Origin of the sequence: Nocardia sp. NPDC003269 (assembly GCF_042888005.1) — a bacterium.
Lineage (GTDB): Bacteria > Actinomycetota > Actinomycetes > Mycobacteriales > Mycobacteriaceae > Nocardia.
In genome coordinates this window covers 1,231,779-1,251,059 of sequence record NZ_JBIAPA010000001.1, presented here as the reverse complement: position 1 = coordinate 1,251,059, position 19,281 = coordinate 1,231,779, and the positions used below count along the sequence as shown (strand labels likewise).

General features: G+C 69.0%; 20 protein-coding genes. 11 read left to right on the top strand and 9 right to left on the bottom strand.

Going from position 1 to position 19,281, the window contains the following annotated elements; genetic code table 11:
- Nucleotides 1-2 precede the first annotated feature (2 nt).
- From ACFYWJ_RS05715 to ACFYWJ_RS05705, 3 genes are all read left to right on the top strand, one after another.
- Nucleotides 3-1,211, top strand: a complete 1,209-nt coding sequence (locus tag ACFYWJ_RS05715) for a serine hydrolase domain-containing protein (RefSeq protein ID WP_355275445.1) — start codon at nt 3-5, stop codon at nt 1,209-1,211.
- A 44-nt stretch (nt 1,212-1,255) separates the two neighbouring features.
- A complete protein-coding gene (locus ACFYWJ_RS05710; protein WP_355275284.1) occupies nt 1,256-2,599 on the top strand; it encodes a cytochrome P450 in 1,344 nt (447 codons plus the stop codon).
- An 81-nt stretch (nt 2,600-2,680) separates the two neighbouring features.
- A complete protein-coding gene (locus ACFYWJ_RS05705) occupies nt 2,681-3,601 on the top strand; it encodes an alpha/beta fold hydrolase (RefSeq protein WP_355275285.1) in 921 nt (306 codons plus the stop codon).
- 40 nt (nt 3,602-3,641) lie between these two features.
- Here the strand turns inward: ACFYWJ_RS05705 and ACFYWJ_RS05700 are convergent, their stop codons facing one another.
- Both ACFYWJ_RS05700 and ACFYWJ_RS05695 read right to left on the bottom strand, forming a co-directional pair.
- A complete protein-coding gene (locus ACFYWJ_RS05700) occupies nt 3,642-4,082 on the bottom strand; it encodes a helix-turn-helix domain-containing protein (RefSeq protein ID WP_355275287.1) in 441 nt (146 codons plus the stop codon).
- Nucleotides 4,083-4,145: 63 nt separating this feature from the next.
- Nucleotides 4,146-4,289, bottom strand: coding sequence for a hypothetical protein (locus ACFYWJ_RS05695; protein WP_355275460.1), 144 nt, complete (start codon nt 4,287-4,289; stop codon nt 4,146-4,148).
- Nucleotides 4,290-4,354: 65 nt separating this feature from the next.
- Between ACFYWJ_RS05695 and ACFYWJ_RS05690 the strand changes: the two genes are divergently transcribed.
- The 6 genes from ACFYWJ_RS05690 (at nt 4,355) to ACFYWJ_RS05665 (ending at nt 10,398) form a co-directional block, all read left to right on the top strand.
- Entirely contained in the window at nt 4,355-4,744 is a 390-nt protein-coding gene (locus tag ACFYWJ_RS05690; protein WP_355275288.1) for a hypothetical protein, read from the top strand.
- A gap of 343 nt (nt 4,745-5,087) precedes the next feature.
- On the top strand, nt 5,088-5,972 hold the full coding sequence (locus tag ACFYWJ_RS05685) for a L,D-transpeptidase (protein WP_387160929.1): 885 nt from the start codon (nt 5,088-5,090) through the stop codon (nt 5,970-5,972).
- Between the two features lie 123 nt (nt 5,973-6,095).
- Nucleotides 6,096-7,046, top strand: coding sequence for a carbohydrate ABC transporter permease (locus tag ACFYWJ_RS05680; protein ID WP_387161415.1), 951 nt, complete (start codon nt 6,096-6,098; stop codon nt 7,044-7,046).
- A gap of 71 nt (nt 7,047-7,117) precedes the next feature.
- A complete protein-coding gene (locus ACFYWJ_RS05675) occupies nt 7,118-7,909 on the top strand; it encodes a carbohydrate ABC transporter permease (protein WP_355275449.1) in 792 nt (263 codons plus the stop codon).
- A 20-nt stretch (nt 7,910-7,929) separates the two neighbouring features.
- Nucleotides 7,930-9,258: an ABC transporter substrate-binding protein gene (locus ACFYWJ_RS05670; RefSeq protein WP_355275290.1), complete on the top strand. Its 1,329-nt coding sequence runs from the start codon at nt 7,930-7,932 to the stop codon at nt 9,256-9,258.
- 63 nt (nt 9,259-9,321) lie between these two features.
- Nucleotides 9,322-10,398, top strand: a complete 1,077-nt coding sequence (locus ACFYWJ_RS05665) for a sn-glycerol-3-phosphate ABC transporter ATP-binding protein UgpC (protein WP_355275292.1) — start codon at nt 9,322-9,324, stop codon at nt 10,396-10,398.
- 11 nt (nt 10,399-10,409) lie between these two features.
- Here the strand turns inward: ACFYWJ_RS05665 and ACFYWJ_RS05660 are convergent, their stop codons facing one another.
- The 5 genes from ACFYWJ_RS05660 to ACFYWJ_RS05640 form a co-directional block, all read right to left on the bottom strand.
- Complete coding sequence (locus ACFYWJ_RS05660) at nt 10,410-11,585, bottom strand: Fic family protein (protein ID WP_355275293.1); 1,176 nt, start codon at nt 11,583-11,585, stop codon at nt 10,410-10,412.
- A 105-nt stretch (nt 11,586-11,690) separates the two neighbouring features.
- Nucleotides 11,691-12,437, bottom strand: a complete 747-nt coding sequence (locus ACFYWJ_RS05655) for an MBL fold metallo-hydrolase (RefSeq protein ID WP_355275295.1) — start codon at nt 12,435-12,437, stop codon at nt 11,691-11,693.
- 69 nt (nt 12,438-12,506) lie between these two features.
- Nucleotides 12,507-14,522: a M13-type metalloendopeptidase gene (locus tag ACFYWJ_RS05650; protein WP_355275297.1), complete on the bottom strand. Its 2,016-nt coding sequence runs from the start codon at nt 14,520-14,522 to the stop codon at nt 12,507-12,509.
- A 75-nt stretch (nt 14,523-14,597) separates the two neighbouring features.
- Nucleotides 14,598-14,963, bottom strand: coding sequence for a DUF397 domain-containing protein (locus ACFYWJ_RS05645; RefSeq protein ID WP_355275299.1), 366 nt, complete (start codon nt 14,961-14,963; stop codon nt 14,598-14,600).
- 10 nt (nt 14,964-14,973) lie between these two features.
- Entirely contained in the window at nt 14,974-15,825 is an 852-nt protein-coding gene (locus tag ACFYWJ_RS05640; protein ID WP_355275301.1) for a helix-turn-helix transcriptional regulator, read from the bottom strand.
- A 209-nt stretch (nt 15,826-16,034) separates the two neighbouring features.
- Here ACFYWJ_RS05640 and ACFYWJ_RS05635 point away from each other — a divergent pair, with 209 nt between their 5' ends.
- Nucleotides 16,035-16,562 carry a hypothetical protein gene (locus ACFYWJ_RS05635; RefSeq protein ID WP_218722251.1) on the top strand — a complete coding sequence of 176 codons (528 nt, stop codon included), beginning with the start codon at nt 16,035-16,037 and terminating at the stop codon, nt 16,560-16,562.
- A 3-nt stretch (nt 16,563-16,565) separates the two neighbouring features.
- Here ACFYWJ_RS05635 and ACFYWJ_RS05630 read toward each other — a convergent pair whose 3' ends face one another.
- The gene (locus ACFYWJ_RS05630) at nt 16,566-17,342 is read right to left on the bottom strand and encodes a pirin family protein (protein ID WP_355275302.1); all 777 of its coding nucleotides are present in this window, start codon (nt 17,340-17,342) and stop codon (nt 16,566-16,568) included.
- A 165-nt stretch (nt 17,343-17,507) separates the two neighbouring features.
- On the opposite strand from ACFYWJ_RS05630, the gene ACFYWJ_RS05625 reads away from it, so the two are divergent.
- Nucleotides 17,508-18,770 carry an MFS transporter gene (locus ACFYWJ_RS05625; protein WP_355275451.1) on the top strand — a complete coding sequence of 421 codons (1,263 nt, stop codon included), beginning with the start codon at nt 17,508-17,510 and terminating at the stop codon, nt 18,768-18,770.
- Here the strand turns inward: ACFYWJ_RS05625 and ACFYWJ_RS05620 are convergent.
- Entirely contained in the window at nt 18,739-19,197 is a 459-nt protein-coding gene (locus tag ACFYWJ_RS05620) for a hypothetical protein (protein ID WP_355275304.1), read from the bottom strand. The genes ACFYWJ_RS05625 and ACFYWJ_RS05620 overlap by 32 nt on opposite strands.
- Nucleotides 19,198-19,281: the final 84 nt, after the last annotated feature.

Here is a 19,281-nt window from a genome sequence, read left to right as displayed (position 1 = left end):
AAATGCTGGTCGATCCCCGGTTCATCCGGCTGGCCGACCATTTCTTCGGACTCTTCCCGCAGCCCAGCCGTGGCGGCGGCGCGCTGGCCATCTATCTGGACGGCAGGCCGGTCGTCGACATCTGGGCGGGCTGGGCGGCCAAGGATCAACGCTGGAACGGCGAGAACGTCGCGCTCACCTTCTCCACCGGCAAGGGCGTCGCGGCCACGGTCGTGCACCGGCTGGCCGAGCGCGGCCTGATCGACTACGAGGCGCCGGTCGCGCGGTACTGGCCGGAGTTCGCCGCGCACGGCAAGCACGACATCACCGTGCGCGACGTGCTCTCGCACCGCGCGGGCCTGCACCGCGTGCGCGGGCTGGTGCCGGGCCGCGAGGGGATCCTCGACTACGACAAGGTGGTCACCGCGCTGGCGGAGAGCCCGGCCGACCCGCGCCGCATCCGCACCTCGGGCTATCACGCGATCACCTTCGGCTGGCTGGTCGCCGAGATCGTGCAGCGGGTGACCGGCGAGCCGTTCACCACGGTGCTGGAGCGAGAAGTGGCGCAGCCGTTGGGAACCGACGAATTCTGGTTCCAGGTGCCCGCCGCGCAGCGGTACCGGATCGCCAAGATCTTCCCGCACCTGGCACCGCCGGGAATCCGGTGGAACACCGCGTCCTCGGTGCTGTCGTGGGTGCGGCCCGCGCGCGGATTGGCCGAGGCGGGCATGCCGGAGAGCTTCGACGAACTGGTGCGCGACCCCCGGGTGCACGACGCGGTGATGCCGGGCTGGAACGGCGTCTTCTCGGCCAGGGCGCTGGCCAGGCTGTACGGCGCTCTCGCCAACGGCGGTGTGGTGTACGCCGGCGACGCCGAGCACCGGCCCGCGCGTGGCGACGCGCCGGTGCGGTTCCTGCGTCCCGAGACGATCGAGGCCGCGAACGTGACCCAGCAGACCGACAGCCGCGACTACGTCCTCGGCCTGCCGCTGCGCTTCACCCTCGGCTATCACCGGCCGGTGCTGATGACCAAGCAGCAGCCGCGACAGGCGTTCGGCCACTATGGAATCGGCGGCTCCGGCGCCTACGCCGACCCCGATCTGCGGATGTCGATCGCGTTCGTCACCAACCGGCTCGGCAACTCCTTCACCGCGCTCGGTGACGCGCGGCTGGCGAAGCTGTCGGCGATCGCCCAGGGCACGGTGCGCCGCCTGCGCGCCGAGCAGACCTAGGTGCCGGTTCGAACCGGCCGCGGGCGCGCGCCGTAGTAACGGGCATGACAGCGCTGAGCCCGGCACCCGCGACCCCACGCTGGTCGGTGCTGCACGGCGTGGCGGCGGGCCGCGATTTCGAGGGCTACCTGCGACGACGCGCGGCCCACAGCGATCCGTTCGCGGTCGGCTTCCCCGGCTTCCCGCCGGTGCTGTTCACCGGAACGGCCGAGGGCGCGCGCGAACTGTTCCGCGCGCCGGCCGCGCTGCTGACCCCGCCGCGGCCCAATCCGATCGAACCGATGGTCGGCGCCGCCTCGCTGATCCTCAGCTCCGGCGCGCGGCATCGCACCGACCGCGCGCTGCTGGCGCCCGCCCTGCACGGTCCGCGGGTGCGCGCGCTGGCCGGGGTGATCCGGGACGCGACGCTGCGCGAGATCGAGCACGGTTGCGGCACAGCGGGTTCCTGGCAGGTGGGCAGCCGGATCGACGCGCTCGACGCGGCACGGTTCATCACGCTGCGGGTCATCCTGGCGGCCGTGTACGGACCCGAGGTCGATCGTGCGCCCGAATACGCCGGTGCCGTCACCGATTTCCTCGCCGCCTTCACCACGCCGCTGCTCGTCGCGCCCGTATTACGCCGTGGCATAGCCGGATTCGGGCCGTGGGAGCGTTTCGTCGCCGCCCGCGCCCGACTCGACCGGGTGATCCTGACCGATATCGCCCACCGCCAGCGCACCGGTCCCGGCTCGGGCGACCTCCTCGATCTACTCCTGGCCACCCGCTACGACGACGGCAGCGCCCTCACCGACACCGAGCTGTGCGAGCAGCTGCGGACGCTGCTCGTGGCCGGTCACGAGACGACGGCCACCACCCTGACCTGGGCGCTCTATCACCTGCACCGCGAGCCGGGTCTGCTCGACCGGCTCACCGCCGAACTGGCGACGGCCGGTGACGACCCCGCCGACCTCGCCGCGCTGCCGCTGCTCGGCGCGGTCTGCCAGGAGACGTTGCGCCTGCATCCGGCGGTTCCCATCGTGCTGCGCACGCTGACCGGACCGCTGCGCTGGCGCGGGGTCGACGTGGCGGCCGGACAGACGATCGGCCTCGCCGTCGGCGTCCTGCACAGCGACCCGTCGACCTGGCCCGCGCCCCGCCTGTTCCACCCCGACCGTTTCCTCGACCGCAAGTTCTCGCCGTTCGAGTACGCCCCGTTCGGCGGCGGACATCGCCGCTGCATCGGCGCCACGCTGGCCGAATACGAGCTCCGCATCGTGCTGGCAACCCTGTTGACCACGGTCGGCCTGGCCCTCGACCCCGCGCTGGCCCTGGGCGCCCGCCCCCGGACCGTGCCCCGGAATCTGGCCACCGCGCCGGATCGGCCGATCCGGTTCACCCGCGAACGGTAGTGAACCAGCTCATATCCCGTCACAGCGATGCCTCCTGCCTCGTCCAAGGTGTGTCCACCGCAATCGACGAGGAGTCGAGTCATGCAGTACAGCACCGTTTTCCCCAGGATCGCGCTGGTCGTCGCGATCCTGTTCGGCACCATCGGCGTGGTCGCCGGGCCCGCGGCCGCCGCGCCGGAGGCACGGTTTCCGGGCGGGCTCGCGTCGAACTACGTGGAGACCGACCTGGCGAAGTTCCACTACGTCCGCGCGGGGTCGGGTACCCCGGTCGTGCTGATCGCGGGCGGTGGCCTGTGGGGCTATTCCTGGCGCGACGTGCTGCCCGCGCTGGCGGCCGAGCACACCGTCTACGCGGTGGATCTGCCCAGCCAGGGCTACACCGAAGCGCGCCGCGCCGACTTCGCCTACGACCTGCCCGCGATGTCGGCGGCGATCGCGAGTTTCCTCGACGCCGTCGGCCTCGCCCGGACCACCCTGGTCGGGCATTCGTGGGGTGGCGCCTGGAGCATGTACTTCGCCCAGGAGCACCCGGATCGGGTGGAGCGGCTGGTCCTGCTCGACGCACCGGGGCTGGATGCCGAGAAGGCACCAGTCACGCCGCTGTTCACGACTCCGCTGCTCGGTGAGCTCGCCACCGAGCTCACCACGCGGTCGTTCTACGCCGAGAACATCCGCGCCACCTTCGCCCATCCGCGGCTGGTCACCGACGAGATCGTCGACGCGTACTACCTCCCGTTCGCGCGACCGGCGAACCGGGCCGGGTTCCTGGCGCTGTGGCGCAACCTCGACTACCGCGTCACCGATGCCGGGCTGCACCGGATCACCGCACCGACCCTGGTGCTGTGGGGTGGCGCCGACACCTGGCTCCCCGCCACCCAGGCCGGCGCGCTCGCCGCGCGGATTCCGGACGCGACCGCGCACGTCCTGCCCGGCTGCGGGCACGCCCTGCACGAGGATTGCCCGGCGCTGGCCGTGCCGCTGCTGAGCGACTTCCTGCGGTAGTGGCCCGCGATTCTCATATCAAAATCAAAAGTGGTCGAAATTAGATTTTGAGACAGCGGTACACAGTCGCCCTGGATATCCCGAATCTAGTGGCGATCTCCGGCACCGCCAGCCCGTCCGCGTGCAGCGCCTTCGCCTGCTCGACGAGGTCGGCGGAGAGCTTGGCCGGGCGGCCGCCGTTCCGGCCGCGGGCGGGTCCGCGCGGCCGGTCGGCGGCGGGCCCGCCCAGCAGCGCACGGGCACCGTCGAGGATCAGCGGGCGCAGCGTCTCCGCCGGCAGATCGCGGAACAGCAGGACCGGATCCGCGAGTCCCGCGACCGCCTGCGACGCGCGGACCCGCTCCTCGATGTCGGCCGACGGCCCCGCGACCAGCTCGTTGGCCAGCGCGATCGCGGTCCGGAACCGATCGGCGATCGGCGCCTGGACCGGCACGGACCGGGTCGCCTGCGTGGTGCTGTGCCACGGCTTCAGCGGCACCATGGACCGGCTGTTCGACTACGCCGAACGCTTCGCCGCCGCGGGGTTCGCGGCGCTGGTCTTCGACTATCGCGGTTTCGGTGCCACCAGGTCCCCACCGTCGACGGCCAGCTCGACGACCTGCGCGGCGCCGTCGCCTTCGCTCGCGCACACGCCCGCGTCGACCCCGATCGCGTTGCGCTGTGGGGTAATTCGCTCGGCGGCGCGCACGCGGTGACGGTGGCCGCCGGTGATCCACGGATCGCGGCGGTGGCCTGCGACCGCACTACATCCCGATGGTCGGCGCGCCCGGCACGGTCGCCGTCACCACGACCGACGAGGCCGAACAGCACATCCGCACGCTCACCGGCGGCCAGGACACGCTGTGGCGAAACAGCATCGCGCCCAGAGCCCTGCTGACGATGCTGACCCGCTATCGCCCGGCCGAGTCCGCGGCGCTCGTGCGCTGCCCCCTGCTGGTCTGCGCCGCCGCCGACGACCGGGAGACCCCACCGGACACCGGCCGTGCGCTGGCCGACCGCGCGCCCCTTGGCGAGCTGCGGGTCTACCCGGGCACCCATTTCAGCTTCTACACCGACCCGCTGCTCCGGGATCGCGTCGTCGGCGAGCAGATCGAGTTCCTTCGTTCCGCGGTCACGCGCCCCACCCGGAATTCCGGGGTGTGAGCGCCGATCCGACGCGAGCCAGTTCACAAGTGACCAGTGATTTCGATCACTCGGGGTTTGAGGCTCACAACCATGTGTTTCACCCGTCGCCGACATCACCGTCGCCGACTCGCCGCCGTGAGCGCGGCGTTTGACGAAAGCCGGTGTATAACAGCGCGTTATGTGACCTGGGACACAGAGTTGCCGGTCCGTTATCGCCGGGAAACGCGGCTGGCACGTTGTCACCCCGGGCGGGTAGGAATGGACGGTCAGGGTCGGGGCGTCGTTACCCCGTGGAGACCCGTTGCGGACTCCGCGTCAATCACGAAGATCTCGCGCCGCCGCAGGCGGAACGAGAGATGGAATGGACGAGAAACCTATGCACTACGAGGCAAATATGCAGCAATCGCGCTGGCTGCGCCGGGGCCTGCTGCTGTCAGCGGCAGTCGCGGCGGCGGGCGCTTTGATCGTCATGCCCGCGCAGGCCCAGCCGACCCTCCCGGGCTCCGGTTCCAGCCAGCCCGCGGTGAACGAGCCGGCGCCGCAGGCGCCGTTCGCCCCGCCGAACATCAACATCGCCGACGGCGAGACCGTCGGCGTCGCGCAGCCGATCATCATCAGCTTCAAGGAGCCGGTCGGCGATCGCGCCGCCGCCGAGAAGGCCATCAAGGTCACCTCGAGCCAGGCCGCGCCCGGCCACTTCTACTGGACCGGCGACAAGCAGGTGCGCTGGAAGCCGAACGAGTTCTGGCCCGCCAACACCGACGTCACCGTCGTGGCAGGCGGCACCACCAGCTCGTTCCGCATCGGTGACGCCTTCATCGCCAGCGTCGACGACAACACCAAGATGATCACCGTGACGGTGAACGGTGAGGTCGTCAAGGAGATGCCGACCTCGCTGGGCAAGAAGGGCTACGAGACCCCGAACGGCACCTACATCGTGGGCGAGCGGTTCGAGAAGATGACCATGGACTCGTCGACCTACGGCGTGCCGGTCACCGATCCCGAGGGCTACAAGCTCGAGGTGGAGTACGCGACCCGCATCTCCAACAGCGGCATCTTCGTGCACGCCGCGCCGTGGTCGGTCGGCCAGCAGGGCTACTCCAACGCCAGCCACGGCTGCCTGAACGTGAGCACCGAGAACGCCAAGTGGTTCCTGGAGAACTCGCGCCGGGGCGACGCCGTCGTCGTCACCAACACCCAGGGCGGCACCCTGAGTTCCGGTGACGGACTGGGCGACTGGAACTGATTCGCTGAACAAAAGCCGAACAATACGATCAATCGCGGTCGTGTTGTTCGGCTTTTTGCTGTACTCGCCCTTGTGCGCCCGATGTTCAGAGCTACGGCGGCCAGGGTTAACCGGCAGTTCGCCATGCGCCGTAAAACTGCCGCGGTGCGAAGCAGTCCAGAGCGGGTCCTCCCCGCGCCACGAGGCCGCGGGCTGAAAAGCCGCCCGTGGCAGGACTATGCGCTGTTCCTGGTCCTGGTCGTGCCGAACCTGGTGCTGCTGACGCTGTTCGTTTACCGGCCGCTGGCCGACAACATCCGGCTGTCGTTCACCGACTGGAACATCGCGGATCCTGTTGCCACTCCGATCGGTTTCGACAACTACGTCGAGTGGTGGGGGCGCGAGGACTCCTGGAAGGTCGTCTCCAACACGGTGATCTTCACCGTCGCCGCGGTCGTCGTGAGTATGGCGCTCGGACTGGCGCTGGCCCTGTTGCTCGACCGAAAACTGTTCGGGCGCAATGTGGTTCGTTCGGCTATTTTCGCGCCTTTCGTTATCTCGGGCGCGGCGATCGGCGTGGCTTTCCAATTCATCTTCGATCCGAGTTTCGGTCTGGTACAAGATGTTCTGCACCGCGTCGGCGTCGACCGTGTTCCGGATTTCTATCAGGACCCACACTGGGCCCTGTTCATGGTGACGATCACTTACATCTGGAAGAACCTCGGCTATACCTTCGTCATCTATCTGGCCGCCCTGCAAGGCGTGCGCGCGGAGTTGATGGAAGCCGCCGAAATGGACGGCGCGAGCCGCTGGACGACTTTCACCAAAGTGCTACTGCCCCAGCTTCGTCCGACGACTTTCTTCCTTTCGATCACCGTGCTGCTCAACTCGCTGCAAGTCTTCGACATCATCAATGTGATGACCCGCGGCGGGCCGCTCGGTAACGGCACGACGACCATGGTCTTCCAGGTGTACGAGGAGTCGTTCCGCAATTTCCGGGCCGGCTACGGCGCCACCGTCGCGACCATCATGTTCGTGGTGCTGCTGGTGGTCACGCTGATCCAGGTGCGCGTGATGGATCGAGGCGAACGGTGAAACACGTAGGACCGCAGACACTCTCGTACCGACGCCGCGAACGCGCCGTCACCGTGCTCGGTTACGCCGCGATGGTGTGCGTGCTGATCCTGGTCGGCGTCCCGCTGTTCTGGATCCTGATCACCTCGTTGAAGGACCGCGCCGACATCTACACCCAGCCCGCGGTGTACTGGCCGCACAGCTGGCACCCGGAGAACTACGGCGAGGCCACCACGACGGTGCCGTTCTGGACCTTCCTGCGCAACTCGCTGATCGTCACCGGTGTGGTGTCGGCGGTGAAGTTCGCGCTCGGCGTGTTCAGCGCGTACGGCCTGGTGTTCCTGCGCTTCCCCGGCAAGAACATCGTGTTCCTGGTGATCATCGCGGCACTGATGGTGCCCAACCAGATCACCGTCATCTCCAACTACGCGCTGATCGCGCAGCTGGGCTGGCGCAACACCTTCCAGGGCATCATCATCCCGCTCTGCGGCGTCGCCTTCGGCACCTTCCTGATGCGCAACCACTTCCTGTCGCTGCCCGGCGAGGTCATCGAGGCGGCGCGGATGGACGGCGCGAACTGGTGGCGGCTGCTGACCAGGGTGGTGCTGCCGATGTCGGGACCGACCATGGTGGCGTTCGCGGTGGTCACGCTGGTCAACGAGTGGAACGAATACCTCTGGCCGTTCCTGATGGCCGACTCCGCCGAGGTCGCCACGCTGCCGGTGGGCCTGACCCTGCTGCAGAACACCGAGAACCCGTCGGTCACCAACTGGGGACCGGTGATGGCCGGCACCGTGCTGACGATGCTGCCGATCCTCATCGTGTTCCTCGCCCTGCAACGTCACATGATCAAAGGCCTCACCTCCGGTGCGGTCAAGGGTTGATTCTCGAACAGGAGATCCACGTGTCCAGTCAACGATTCCCGGCGCTGAGCCGCCGCGGCTTCCTCGGCCTCACCGGCGCGGCCGCCGCGGGTCTGGCGCTCACCGCCTGCGCGGGCACCGGCGGCGGATCCGGTGACGGCGGCGACGCCAAGACCATCACCTTCTGGTCCAACCACCCCGGTACCTCCAAGGAGCTGGAGCTGGAGCTGATCAACCGGTTCCAGGCGAAGTACCCGGATCTCACGGTCAACCTGGTCGACGCGGGCAAGAACTACGAGGAGGTGGCGCAGAAGTTCAACGCCGCGCTCACCGGTGGTGACCTGCCCGACGTGGTCGTGCTCTCCGACGTCTGGTGGTTCAACTACGCGCTGACCAAGGCGATCGAGCCGCTGGACAGCCACTTCGGCGCCGCGGGCGTGCAGCTGAGCGACTACGTCGACTCGCTTGCCGCCGACTACCTGTTCGACGGCAAGCACTACGCGCTGCCGTATGCCCGCTCGACGCCGCTGTTCTACTACAACAAGGACGTGTGGGCGAAGGCCGGTCTGCCCGACCGCGGCCCGAACTCCTGGCAGGAGTTCGACGAGTGGGGCCCCAAGCTCCAGTCGGTCGTCGGCGCCGACAAGTTCGCGCACGCCTGGGGCGACGCCAAGAACTACCTCGGCTGGACCTTCCAGGGCCCGAACTGGACCTTCGGCGGCGCGTACTCCGATCAGTGGAAGCTGAAGTTCACCGACCCGGGCTCCATCGCCGCGGCCACCTACCTGCGTGACTCGATCAACGTGAAGAAGTACGCGGCGATCCGCCCGCAGATCGCCGTCGACTTCGGCACCGGCGTCGCCGCTTCGACGATCGCCTCGACCGGTGATCTCAAGGGCATCAAGAAGAACGCCGACGGCAAGTTCGAGTTCGGCACCGCCTTCCTGCCGCACCCGAACGGTCCCGGCGTCACCACCGGCGGTGCCGGTCTGGCGATTCCGTCGCGGATCTCGGACGCGCGCAAGGCCAACGCCCTGAAGTTCATCGAGTTCATCACCAACGCGGCCAACACCGCGTACTTCACCCAGAACACCGGGTACATGCCGGTGCGCAAGTCGGCGGTGACCGACCCGTCCGAGGTGGACTTCCTGGCGAAGAACCCGAACTCCAAGGTCGCCATCGACCAGCTCTCGGTGGCCAAGTCGCAGGACTACGCCCGCGTGTTCGTGCCCGGCGCCGACCAGATCATCGGCACCGGCTACGAGCAGATCGGCCTGCAGAACGCCGATCCCGCGACCGTTCTCGCGAAGGTCGCCGCCGACGTGCAGGCGATCATCGACCGGCAGATCACGCCCAAGCTGCCGAAGTAGTCACCCCCGCGGGCCGGTGGTCGTGGCGACCACCGGCCCGCCTCGTTCGCAGGAGAATTCGCCATGGCGACAGTGCAGTTCGACGGTGTCACGCACCGCTATCCCGGTGCCGACACCCCCGCGGTCGACGCACTCGATCTCGACATCGCCGACGGCGAGTTCCTCGTGCTGGTCGGGCCGTCGGGCTGCGGCAAGTCGACCAGCCTGCGCATGCTGGCCGGCCTGGAATCCGTCGAGGAGGGGACCATCCGGATCGGCGACCGCGACGTCACCGGGCTGCCGCCGCGCGCCCGCGACGTGGCGATGGTGTTCCAGAGCTACGCGCTGTACCCGAACATGACCGTCGCCGAGAACATGGGCTTCGCCCTGCGCAACGCCGGAATGAGCAAGGCCGACACCCTCGTTCGGGTCAGGGAGGCCGCCGCCATGCTCGAGCTGGAGGCGCTGCTCGACCGCAAACCGGCCAAGCTGTCCGGTGGTCAGCGGCAGCGCGTCGCCATGGGCCGCGCGATCGTGCGCCGCCCGCAGGTGTTCTGCATGGACGAGCCGCTGTCCAACCTCGACGCCAAGCTGCGGGTGAGCACCCGCTCCCAGATCGCCGCGCTGCAACAGCGGCTCGGCACCACCACGGTCTACGTCACCCACGACCAGGTCGAGGCCATGACCATGGGCCACCGCGTCGCGGTCCTGCGCGACGGCACCCTCCAGCAGATCGCCTCGCCGCGGCAGCTCTACGACGACCCGGTGAACACCTTCGTCGCCGGATTCATCGGCTCGCCGGGCATGAACCTGCTCGAAGCGCCGGTCGTCGACGGCGCCGCCGTCCTCGACGGCCTGCGAATCCCGGTGCCGCGCGGCGTGTCCGGTGCCCGGGTGATCCTCGGTATCCGGCCCGAGTCCTGGGCAGTGACCACCGATCCCGAGGGCATCACCGTCGTCGCCGAACTGCTCGAGGAACTCGGCGCCGAATCCTTCGTCTACACCCACGGCGCCGGCACCGACTGGTCCACCCGCTCCGGCAAGATCGTCGTCCGCGTCGACCGCCGCTTCCGGACGACCCTCGGTGACACCCTGCACCTGCGGCCGAAACTCGACGAGGTGTTCTTCTTCGACGCGGCGACCGAGACCCGGGTGCGCTGAGGTCGACCGCGCTACGACAGACCGGCCGTGGTGCGGCGGCCGATGGCCGCGTCGAGGGCGCCGAGTTCGGCGAAGACGTCGGTGGCGGCCCAGACGCGGTTGCGTTTGGAATCGGAGACGACCTCGAGGATGCCGGCGTCGACGAGTCGCTCGATGGCGCGGTAGGTGGCCGAATCGGTGGTCGCGGTGAGCTTGTTCGCGACCGCGATCGTCAGGATCGGGTGCTCGAGCAGGTTCGCGAGCAGGGCCTCGTCGGCGGAGCCGCCGCGCGGGCGGGCGCGGTCGCGCCAGCGCTGGGGGAGCGCGGCCAGGGCGCGGGCGGAGTCGATGGCGGCCTCGCTGGCGTACACCGCCGCGAGCGCCAGGTACACGACGAACTCGTCGGCGGCGCCGCCCCGGTAGGCATCCAGCTGCGCGAAGTAGCGCGAGGAGTCGGCGAGCATGACCGAGGAGAAGGGCACCGTCACCCGATCGGTCAGCCCGCGCCTGCGCAGAATCGCGCTCACCAGCGCGCGGCCGATCCGGCCGTTGCCGCTGACGAACGGGTGGATCGAGACGAACTGCGCGTGCGCGATCGCGGCCTGCACGAGGATCGGCAGGTCACCGCGCGCGACGAAGGCGAGCAGGTCGGCCACCAATTCGGGCACCAGTTCCGGCGGCGGGGGGACATACAGCGCGTGCAGCGGGGTGTAGTCGCTGCCGCCGATCCAGGTCTGCGCCGTGCGGAAGCGGCCCGCCTTCTCCCACTCCGGGGCGATCAGCACGCGGTGGGCGCTGAGCAGATTCGCCTCGGTGATCCGGCCGGTGGCCCCCGCGTCGACCAGGCCGGCCAGGCTGCGCACCGCACTCACCTGTGCCTCCGCCTCTGGCCGGGTCGCCGCGCCACCGAAGGCTTTGCCGAACGCTCGCCAGCCCGCGTCGACGTGCTCGATCCGCGACGACGCGACCGCCTCGGCGCGCAGCAGGAATTCGCGCAGCGACGCCGAATACTGGCCCTGGCCCGCCTCGAGATGGGTCACCGCGATCAGCGCGGCCTCACTGGCCGATGTCGTTCGCCGGGAATCGAAGTCGAGATCGGCGATGCGCGGCGGGATGGACACCGCCACCGACTCGGGCGCGGGGCCGGCTCGCGATCCGTCGCGCGCCGTCCAGGGACGCTGCTCGACATGATGAGCAGGCCAATTCATGAGCTATTACTGTACTTTCACTATCCGGAACGCGACTACTTCAGTGGCTATCCGCGTTTGCGGCTGCCGACGCCACCAATGAGATGGCTACTCGCTGTTGGCATTTCAAGGCTGAATGGGCGTCGTGCGGGCTCGGGCGACCGCCTCGGCGATGCCGCCGCGGAAGGGGAGGCCGTGACCGGGCAGGACCAGCTCGGCCGGGACGGATTCGAGGGTGGTGAGCGCGGCCAGCGTGGCGGGGGTGGAGTGGTTGAAGAAGCTCGGAAGTAGCTGCGGACCGACCGTTTTCGAGGTCGGATGCGCGGTGACGAGGGTGTCGCCGGTCGCGATGGCACCCGCCGCGGGGAGGTGGAAGGCCGAGTGGCCCGAGGTGTGCCCGGGACAGGCGATCGGGACCGGGTTGCCCGGAAAGTCCAGCGCCCCCTCGGCGAGGAAGGGCTGGATGTGCGCGACGGTGTTCTTGCGCAAGCCACCCGCGGCGGTGATCCGCGCGGCCCACCCGATCGTCGCGCGATCGTTGAGCCGCTTGATCACATCCAGCGGAGTGGCCGACTCATGACACTCTCCCCGCGCGTGCCGCACCTCGACGGCACTGGTGTACGCGGGAATCCCGTACCGCCGGTGCAGATGATTCAGCGCCCCGACATGATCGAGATGAGCGTGCGTGAGCAGCACCGCGACGATGTCCTCCGGCCGATGCCCGAGCTCCCGCACCACCCGCTCGATCACCCCGGCATCCCCCAGCCAGCCGGCATCGATCAGCGTGAGGTCCCGCCCGTCCCGCAGCAGCACCATATTCACCTCGGTGCCCCGAATGGTGAACACCTCGTCACCAACTTGCTGGTAGCGCATGAGCGAATCCTCCCTGGAGCAACAGCTCCCGACCCTACCGACCGTCGAGGCCGGTAGGGAGGAGTCGCCTCACCAGATCGTCACGCGTTCGGCGGGGGACAGGTAGAGGGTGTCGGTGGGGGTGACGTCGAAGGCTTCGTAGAAGCTGTCGATGTTGCGGACGACGGCGTTGCAGCGGAACTCCGGTGGGGAGTGGGGATCGACGGCGAGGCGGCGGATGGCTTCCTCGGGGCGGGCCTTGGTGCGCCAGACCTGGGCCCAGCCGTAGAAGACGCGCTGCAGGCCGGTGAGGCCGTCGATGACCGGGGGTTCGGTGCCGTCGAGGGAGATCTTGTAGGCGGCGAGGGCGATCGACAGGCCGCCGAGGTCGCCGATGTTCTCGCCGATGGTGAACTCGCCGTTGACCTTGTGCTCGTCGGCCAGGTCGGCCGGGGAGAGCACGCTGTACTGGTCGATCAGCGCCTTGGTGCGCTTGCCGAACTCGGCGCGGTCGGCGTCGGTCCACCAGTCCTTCATGTTGCCGTCGCCGTCGTACTTGGCGCCCTGATCGTCGAAACCGTGGCCGATCTCGTGGCCGATCACCGCGCCGATACCGCCGTAGTTGGCGGCGTCGTCGGCGTTCATGTCGAAGAACGGCGGCTGCAGGATCGCGGCCGGGAAGACGATCTCGTTCATGCCGGGGTTGTAGTAGGCGTTGACCGTCTGCGGGGTCATGAACCACTCGCCGCGGTCCACCTCACCGCCCAGCTTGCCCAGGTCACGGTCGTGATCGGCGGCGTAGCCGCGACGGTAGTTGCCGACCAGGTCGGCCGGGTCGACCTCGACCGCGGAGTAGTCGCGCCAGGCATCGGGGTAGCCGATCTTGGGGGTGAACTTCTCCAGCTTGGTGAGCGCGGCGGCGCGGGTGTCCTGGCCCATCCACTCCAGGTCGGTGATGTTGCGGCGGTAGGCCTCCTGCAGGTTGGCCACCAGCTCGACCATCCGCGCCTTGGCCTGCGGCGGGAAGTGCTCGGCCACATACAGTTTGCCGACGGCCTCGCCCAGCAGCTCCTGCACCAGCGAGACACCGCGCTTCCAGCGCTCGCGGTTCTCCTGCGCGCCGGTGAGGGTGCGGCCGTAGAAGTCGAAGTTCTCCGCGACGATCTCGTCGGTCAGGTAGGGCGCCCTGGCGCTCAGCACCTGCGCGACGGCCCAGTCCCGCCAATCCGCCTGCGGCACCGCGGCCCACGCCTGCGCGAAGGCCCGCACGTAGTCGGGCTGACGCACCACGAGCTCGGCGAACAGCTCGGTCCCGCTCCGGCCGAGACCGGACGCGACGGCGTCCACCCAGGCGGCCCAGTCGAATTCGGGGTTCGCTGCGGCCAGCTCGGCGAGAGTGGTGAGGTTGTAGCTCTTCTCGGCATCGCGACGGCGCACCACGTCCCAGTGGCCCGCGGCCAGGGTGCGTTCCAGCTCGAGCACGCGGCGGGCCGCGTCGGCCGGATCGGCGGGGACCAGGCCGGCCAGCGCCGGATCGGCGGCCGCGATGGTGAACATCTTCGCGAGATGGGCCTGGTAGGCGGCGCGGATCTCGGCGAATTCGTCGGAGCGGTAGTACGACTCGTCCGGCAGGCCGATACCCGACTGGGTGGCGTGCACCAGGTAGCGGGTGGAGTCCTTGTCGTCGGTGTCGACGTAGTAGCCGAGCGCGCCGCGCACACCGGTGCGCTGCAGGCTGCCGAGCAGCGCGGCGAACGCGCTCGGTCCGTCGACCTCGGCGATCTCGCGCAGCTCGGCGGCGATCGGGGTGAGACCGGCCGCGGTCACGGCGTCGGTGTCCATGAAGCTGGAATACAGGTCACCGATCTTGCGGGCGTCGGCGTCGTCCGACGCGTTCGCCGCGCTGTCCTGGATGATCGCCTGCACGTCGAGCTCGGCCTGGTCGTACAACGTCCGAAAGGCGCCGTCCACCGCGCGGTCGGCCGGGATCTCGTACCCGGCCAGCCACTGCCCGTTGACGTGCGCGAACAGGTCGTCCTGGACCCGCACCTCCTGGTCGCGGAAGGACAGATCGATACCGGAGGGACTGATCGGATCGGAAGTCACGCGCTCCAGTATGCCGACAACCGCCGACGCGTGCGGCGGCCTCGGACGAGGCCGGGCCGCGGACCGGCGCCTGCTTCAGGCGCAGACGAACTCGTCGTCACGGACACCGGCCACGAAGGCCTGCCATTCACCGGCGGTGAAACGGAGCAGGACGTCGTCGTGGCGGAGGGTGGCCGAGCCGTCGGGGGCGACCTGGGCGACCAGGTCGGGGTGGCGGCGGGTGCTGAGCAGGCAGTGCAGGAACGCGGTCCACAGGGCGGTCTCGACGGTGATGATCGGCTCGACGAGACCGGCGTTGTTCGGATCGCGACGGAATTTGCTGTCGCGTATCTGGACGATGTCGCCGTCGAATCGGACCTCGACACACTGGTTACCGTTGTTGGAGCGTGACGAAGTGAACCAGCCGTGATCGGCCGGGCGGCGACGAGCGGTGGTGGACATACCCCGAATCTTACACGCTGGCATAGCCCCTGATCAGAGCGAGAGATTCGGCGCGGGAAAGGGATTGCTCCCTGGCGCGCACGTAGGCGAAGCCCAGATCGCGCACCTGCTCGGCATCGTCGACCGGGCCACCGAAGACGGCGCTCTCGGCCCACGCGAAGGTAGGTAGCTGATCGCTTGCGAAGTCGATCAGATGGAAGCTGGAACCACCGAGCACCGCCCCTTCGGGAGCGCTGAACGGGATGACGCGCACGTCGACGGTGTCCAGTTCACGCATCAGCTCCACCAGGTGCCGCAACTGTCCCCGCAGCACCTCGGCGCCGCCGGTCTGCTGACGCAGCGTCGCCTCACCGAGGACCGCGGTGAGCTCGAGCGGCTCCGGCCCGCGCAGCCGCTGCTGGCGGCGCAACCGGATCGCGACCAACTGGTCCACCTGGACCGGCCGGATCATCACATCGGCGCTGATCAGGGCACGGGCGTAGGCCTCGGTCTGTAACAGGCCGGGCACGAGCAGGCTGTCGTAGCTGCGGATGCTCTGCGCGCCCGCCTCCATGCCGTAGAGGCGTTGCAGTTCGGGACCGATCAGCGCCGAGGCCGTGGTCCACCAGCCGCGCTGCTTGCTGGTCTCGAGCAGCGCGAGCAGTTCGGCGCGTTCGTCGGCGGTGACATCGAGGACGTCGAGGACCGGTTCGATGGTGGTCCGGGTGAGGACCCGCCTGCCCTTCTCCACATGCGACCAGTTGGCCGGGGTGAAACCGACGCGACGGGCGAATCCGGCCGAGTCGAAGCCGCGCTGCTCACGCAGTTCGCGCAGGCGCAGCACCAGTTCCCAGCGCGCGGCGGTCGGCGAAACGGGGGACATGTCCGAATATGCTACGCCGACAGACACGCCAGCTACTGACTATTGTCAGCGTGGTTGTGCGGGATTACGCTGTGTAGAACGGCAATTTTCCCCTAGGTCCTGCCGTTATGAAAAAGTTTCCCGCTCCACCCGTTCGTGATGAAACGCTCCCATCCAGTCGAGCGAATCCACAGCTACATCGAGTCAGCGTCGACAGAGACGAGGTCGTGATGAGCACGTCGCGCACAGATGACAAAGGCGGGTATACCGCGGCCGAGGAGTACTCGGCCACCCAGGATGCGCTGGCGCGCTGCCGTCACTACCGCAAGCACAACGGGCTCTACGGTGTGGTCGACTCGACGCTGGGCCGGATCATGCTGGAGATCGGGGCGGTCGGGGCGGTGGTCATGCCGTCGACGCTGGGGGAGCGGGTGCGCGGGCTGCTGATCGGCCGCGGACAGCGCTGCGGGCCGATCATCGCCCATCCCCGCTCCGGCCGCTGGACCTTCCTGACCGGCCCCACCGACAATTCCTACCTGGACACCGTGCTGTTCGCCGACCTGTTCCGGGTGTGCGCCTCGGTGGCCTTACCCGGCAGCGAGATCGTGCTGCCCTCACCGGCCGACGAACGCAGCGGCTACCGCACCTGGATGCAGGAGCCCGACGGCGACTACCGGCCCGACTTCGCGCAGATCGTCGCCGCCACCCGCACGAACGCCAGGTCGGCGGCGCTGCTGCGGGAGCCCGGCTCGGCCTGAGCCCTACTGCCCGCCGAGGCGCGCGTGCATCTCCCAGATCAGGACCTCGGCGTCGCCGTGCGGTCGCACCAGCTGCCCGCCGGAACGGGTCAGCCGGACCGCGTCGCCCTGCGCCAGCGTGCCGACACCTTCCAGCTCGACCTCGCCGCGCGCCACGAAAACATGCAGGTAGGGGGCATCGGGCAGGGTGACGCCCGGACTGTCCGCCGACAGCCGCGCGACATGCATGGCCGCGTGCGAGGAATTGATCGCGATGGCGGTGCGATCGCGGTAGCGGGGTAACCCGGAGGCGACCGTCACCAAGCCGCCGCCCGCGAGCTCGTCGTCGATCTCGAGCTGCTGATAGCCCGGATCGACCCCTGGCTCGTCGGGCACCACCCACATCTGGACGAAATGCACCGGTTCGTCGTGCGCGGGCAGCGCGCCGTCGAGGCGCCACGAGTCGTTCTTCTCCGAGTGCAGGATCCCCGTGCCCGCGCTCATCCGCTGGGCCAAGCCCGGATAGATGATGCCGTTGTGGCCCAGCGAATCCTGGTGCACCAGGCTGCCGCCGAGCACCCAGGTGACGATCTCCATGTCCCGGTGCGGATGGGTGTCGAAGCCCTCGCCGGGCAGCACCACGTCCTCGTTGTTCACCAGCAGCAGCCCGTGATGGGTGTTGTCGGGGTCGTAATGCTCGCCGAAGGAGAACGAGTGTTTGGAATCGAGCCATGAGATCCGGGTCTTCATCCGGTCACCACCGCGGTGCAGTTCGATCCGCGGTGTCGTCGATGTGGACATACGTTCCTCCTGCTCGCACCCGTACCGCCGCCTCAATTCTGGCACCACTATTCTCACGAGGTGTCGACTCATCGCCTTGACGGCTCGAATCCGGCGGATGAGTCACCGGCCTCGCTGCGACATCTGCTGCGCGAGAGCCGCGGTGTCTTCCGGCGGAATCCGCAGATGCCGCGCCTGGCGCTGCTGCGGCTCGCGGCCCAATTCGGTGACGGGATGTTCCAGGCCGCGCTCTCGGGCGCGATCCTGTTCAACCCTGAGCGCGAGACCGATCCGCTGGCGATCGCCGCCGGTTTCGCGGTGCTGCTGCTGCCGTACTCGCTGCTCGGGCCCTACGCGGGCGCGTTACTCGACCGCTGGGACCGGCGCAATGTCCTGCTGACCGCCAGCATCGCGCGGGCGGTGCTGATCGGGCTGGCCGCGATCGGGCTGGCCGCCGGGATCGGCGAGACACCGCTGCTGCTGCTCGCGCTGGCGACCGTCGGGATCAGCCGATTCGTGCTGGCCGGGGTGTCGGCGGCGCTGCCGCGGGTGCTCGAACAGCGCTGGCTGGTGCCGATGAACTCGGTGCTCGCGACGGTCGCCTCGGTCTGTGCCGGGGTCGGTGCCGCCGCGTCGGTGGCGGTGATCGCGCTGCTCGGCGCCGGCGATGCCGCGTCGGCGGTCGCGGTGGCGCTGAGCGGGATCGGTTCGGTCGTCGGCGCGGTGCTCGCGGTCGGCTTCCGGCGCGGTGTGCTCGGGCCCGAGAGTGGTTCGGCGAGTTCGGAGAGCACGGTGCACGCGATCGCCACCGGGCTGCGCACCGGCGCGGCCGCGGTCTGGCACGCGACACAGGTGACGACGGCGATGATCGGCATCGGCGCGCACCGCATCGTGTTCGGCATGAACACCCTGATCATGGTGCTGGTCCTGCGCCAGCCCGCGGGCAACGACGAGATGAGCGGCGGACTGGTCGGATTCGGCGTCGCGATCGGCTTCGCGGCGGCGGGCATGCTGCTGGCCGCGATCCTCGCGCCGGTGCTGATCCCGCGGCTGGGCAGGCCGCGCACGGTGCTGCTCGGCCTGGTGACCGCGGTCGTCGTGCAGTTGACGCTGGTCACCCCGATCGCGCTGGCGACCGGCGCGGCCGTCGACAACGCGCACCGCCTGCTGCTGGCCGGCGCCTTCGGGCTCGGCCTGGCCGGTCAGACGATCAAGCTGACCGGCGACGCGAGCATGCAGATCGACATCGACGACGATCAGCGCGGCCAGGTATTCGCCCTGCAGGACACCGTCTTCAACATCACCTTCGTGCTCGCGATCGCGGTGACCGCGCTGGTGATCCCGGCCGACGGCCGCTCGATCGGCGTGGTGCTCGCCGGCGCGGCCGTCTACGCCCTCGGGATCCTGGCGATCGCGCTCAATTCTCGTCGAGCCAGGGCGGCCGGCTGAGCGCGGCCGGTTCCTGGGCCAGCACCGCGCGGTGGTCGACCGCGAACAGCGGGATGTCCGGCAGCGGGTCCACCGTGGGCGCGGCGGGCACCGCGTTCACCACCGTGTCCGCGCGTTCGACCCAGGGCAGTGGTTCCTGCTCGGCGCTCTCGGGCGCGCCGGTGACCTGATGCGACCAGGTGCCGTCGCGGGCCGGGTCGGTGAAGAAGTTGTCGAGGACGCCGTCGTCGTCCAGGTCCAGGGCGGCGACGTCGGCGATGCCGTCGCGATCGGAGTCCCACAGGGCGTCGTCGGTGCTGGTGTCACCGTCGAAGTCGAGCCATAGCGCGTCGGCGACGCCGGTTTCGGCCAGGGCCAGTTCGGCCTGCCCCGACCAGTGGTGCACGATGCCGTCGCCGGTTCCGAAGACGTACTCGATGTCGTTCACATAGGGATTGGACGCGCCGGGACCCGGATCGGTTCCGGTAAATTCAGAACTACATCGGTGGTATTTGTTTGTTCGTTCGGATAC

What these genes read in the sequence shown, in the direction of transcription:
- ACFYWJ_RS05715 (WP_355275445.1), top strand. Translation starts at nt 3, where the DNA reads ATGCTGGTCGATCCCCGGTTCATCCGGCTGGCCGACCATTTCTTCGGA.
- ACFYWJ_RS05710 (WP_355275284.1), top strand. Translation starts at nt 1,256, where the DNA reads ATGACAGCGCTGAGCCCGGCACCCGCGACCCCACGCTGGTCGGTGCTG.
- ACFYWJ_RS05705 (WP_355275285.1), top strand. Translation starts at nt 2,681, where the DNA reads ATGCAGTACAGCACCGTTTTCCCCAGGATCGCGCTGGTCGTCGCGATC.
- ACFYWJ_RS05700 (WP_355275287.1), bottom strand. Translation starts at nt 4,082, where the DNA reads ATGGTGCCGCTGAAGCCGTGGCACAGCACCACGCAGGCGACCCGGTCC.
- ACFYWJ_RS05690 (WP_355275288.1), top strand. Translation starts at nt 4,355, where the DNA reads ATGGTCGGCGCGCCCGGCACGGTCGCCGTCACCACGACCGACGAGGCC.
- ACFYWJ_RS05685 (WP_387160929.1), top strand. Translation starts at nt 5,088, where the DNA reads ATGGACGAGAAACCTATGCACTACGAGGCAAATATGCAGCAATCGCGC.
- ACFYWJ_RS05680 (WP_387161415.1), top strand. Translation starts at nt 6,096, where the DNA reads ATGCGCCGTAAAACTGCCGCGGTGCGAAGCAGTCCAGAGCGGGTCCTC.
- ACFYWJ_RS05675 (WP_355275449.1), top strand. Translation starts at nt 7,118, where the DNA reads ATGGTGTGCGTGCTGATCCTGGTCGGCGTCCCGCTGTTCTGGATCCTG.
- ACFYWJ_RS05665 (WP_355275292.1), top strand. Translation starts at nt 9,322, where the DNA reads ATGGCGACAGTGCAGTTCGACGGTGTCACGCACCGCTATCCCGGTGCC.
- ACFYWJ_RS05660 (WP_355275293.1), bottom strand. Translation starts at nt 11,585, where the DNA reads ATGAATTGGCCTGCTCATCATGTCGAGCAGCGTCCCTGGACGGCGCGC.
- ACFYWJ_RS05655 (WP_355275295.1), bottom strand. Translation starts at nt 12,437, where the DNA reads ATGCGCTACCAGCAAGTTGGTGACGAGGTGTTCACCATTCGGGGCACC.
- ACFYWJ_RS05645 (WP_355275299.1), bottom strand. Translation starts at nt 14,963, where the DNA reads ATGTCCACCACCGCTCGTCGCCGCCCGGCCGATCACGGCTGGTTCACT.
- ACFYWJ_RS05640 (WP_355275301.1), bottom strand. Translation starts at nt 15,825, where the DNA reads ATGTCCCCCGTTTCGCCGACCGCCGCGCGCTGGGAACTGGTGCTGCGC.
- ACFYWJ_RS05635 (WP_218722251.1), top strand. Translation starts at nt 16,035, where the DNA reads ATGAGCACGTCGCGCACAGATGACAAAGGCGGGTATACCGCGGCCGAG.
- ACFYWJ_RS05630 (WP_355275302.1), bottom strand. Translation starts at nt 17,342, where the DNA reads ATGTCCACATCGACGACACCGCGGATCGAACTGCACCGCGGTGGTGAC.
- ACFYWJ_RS05625 (WP_355275451.1), top strand. Translation starts at nt 17,508, where the DNA reads ATGCCGCGCCTGGCGCTGCTGCGGCTCGCGGCCCAATTCGGTGACGGG.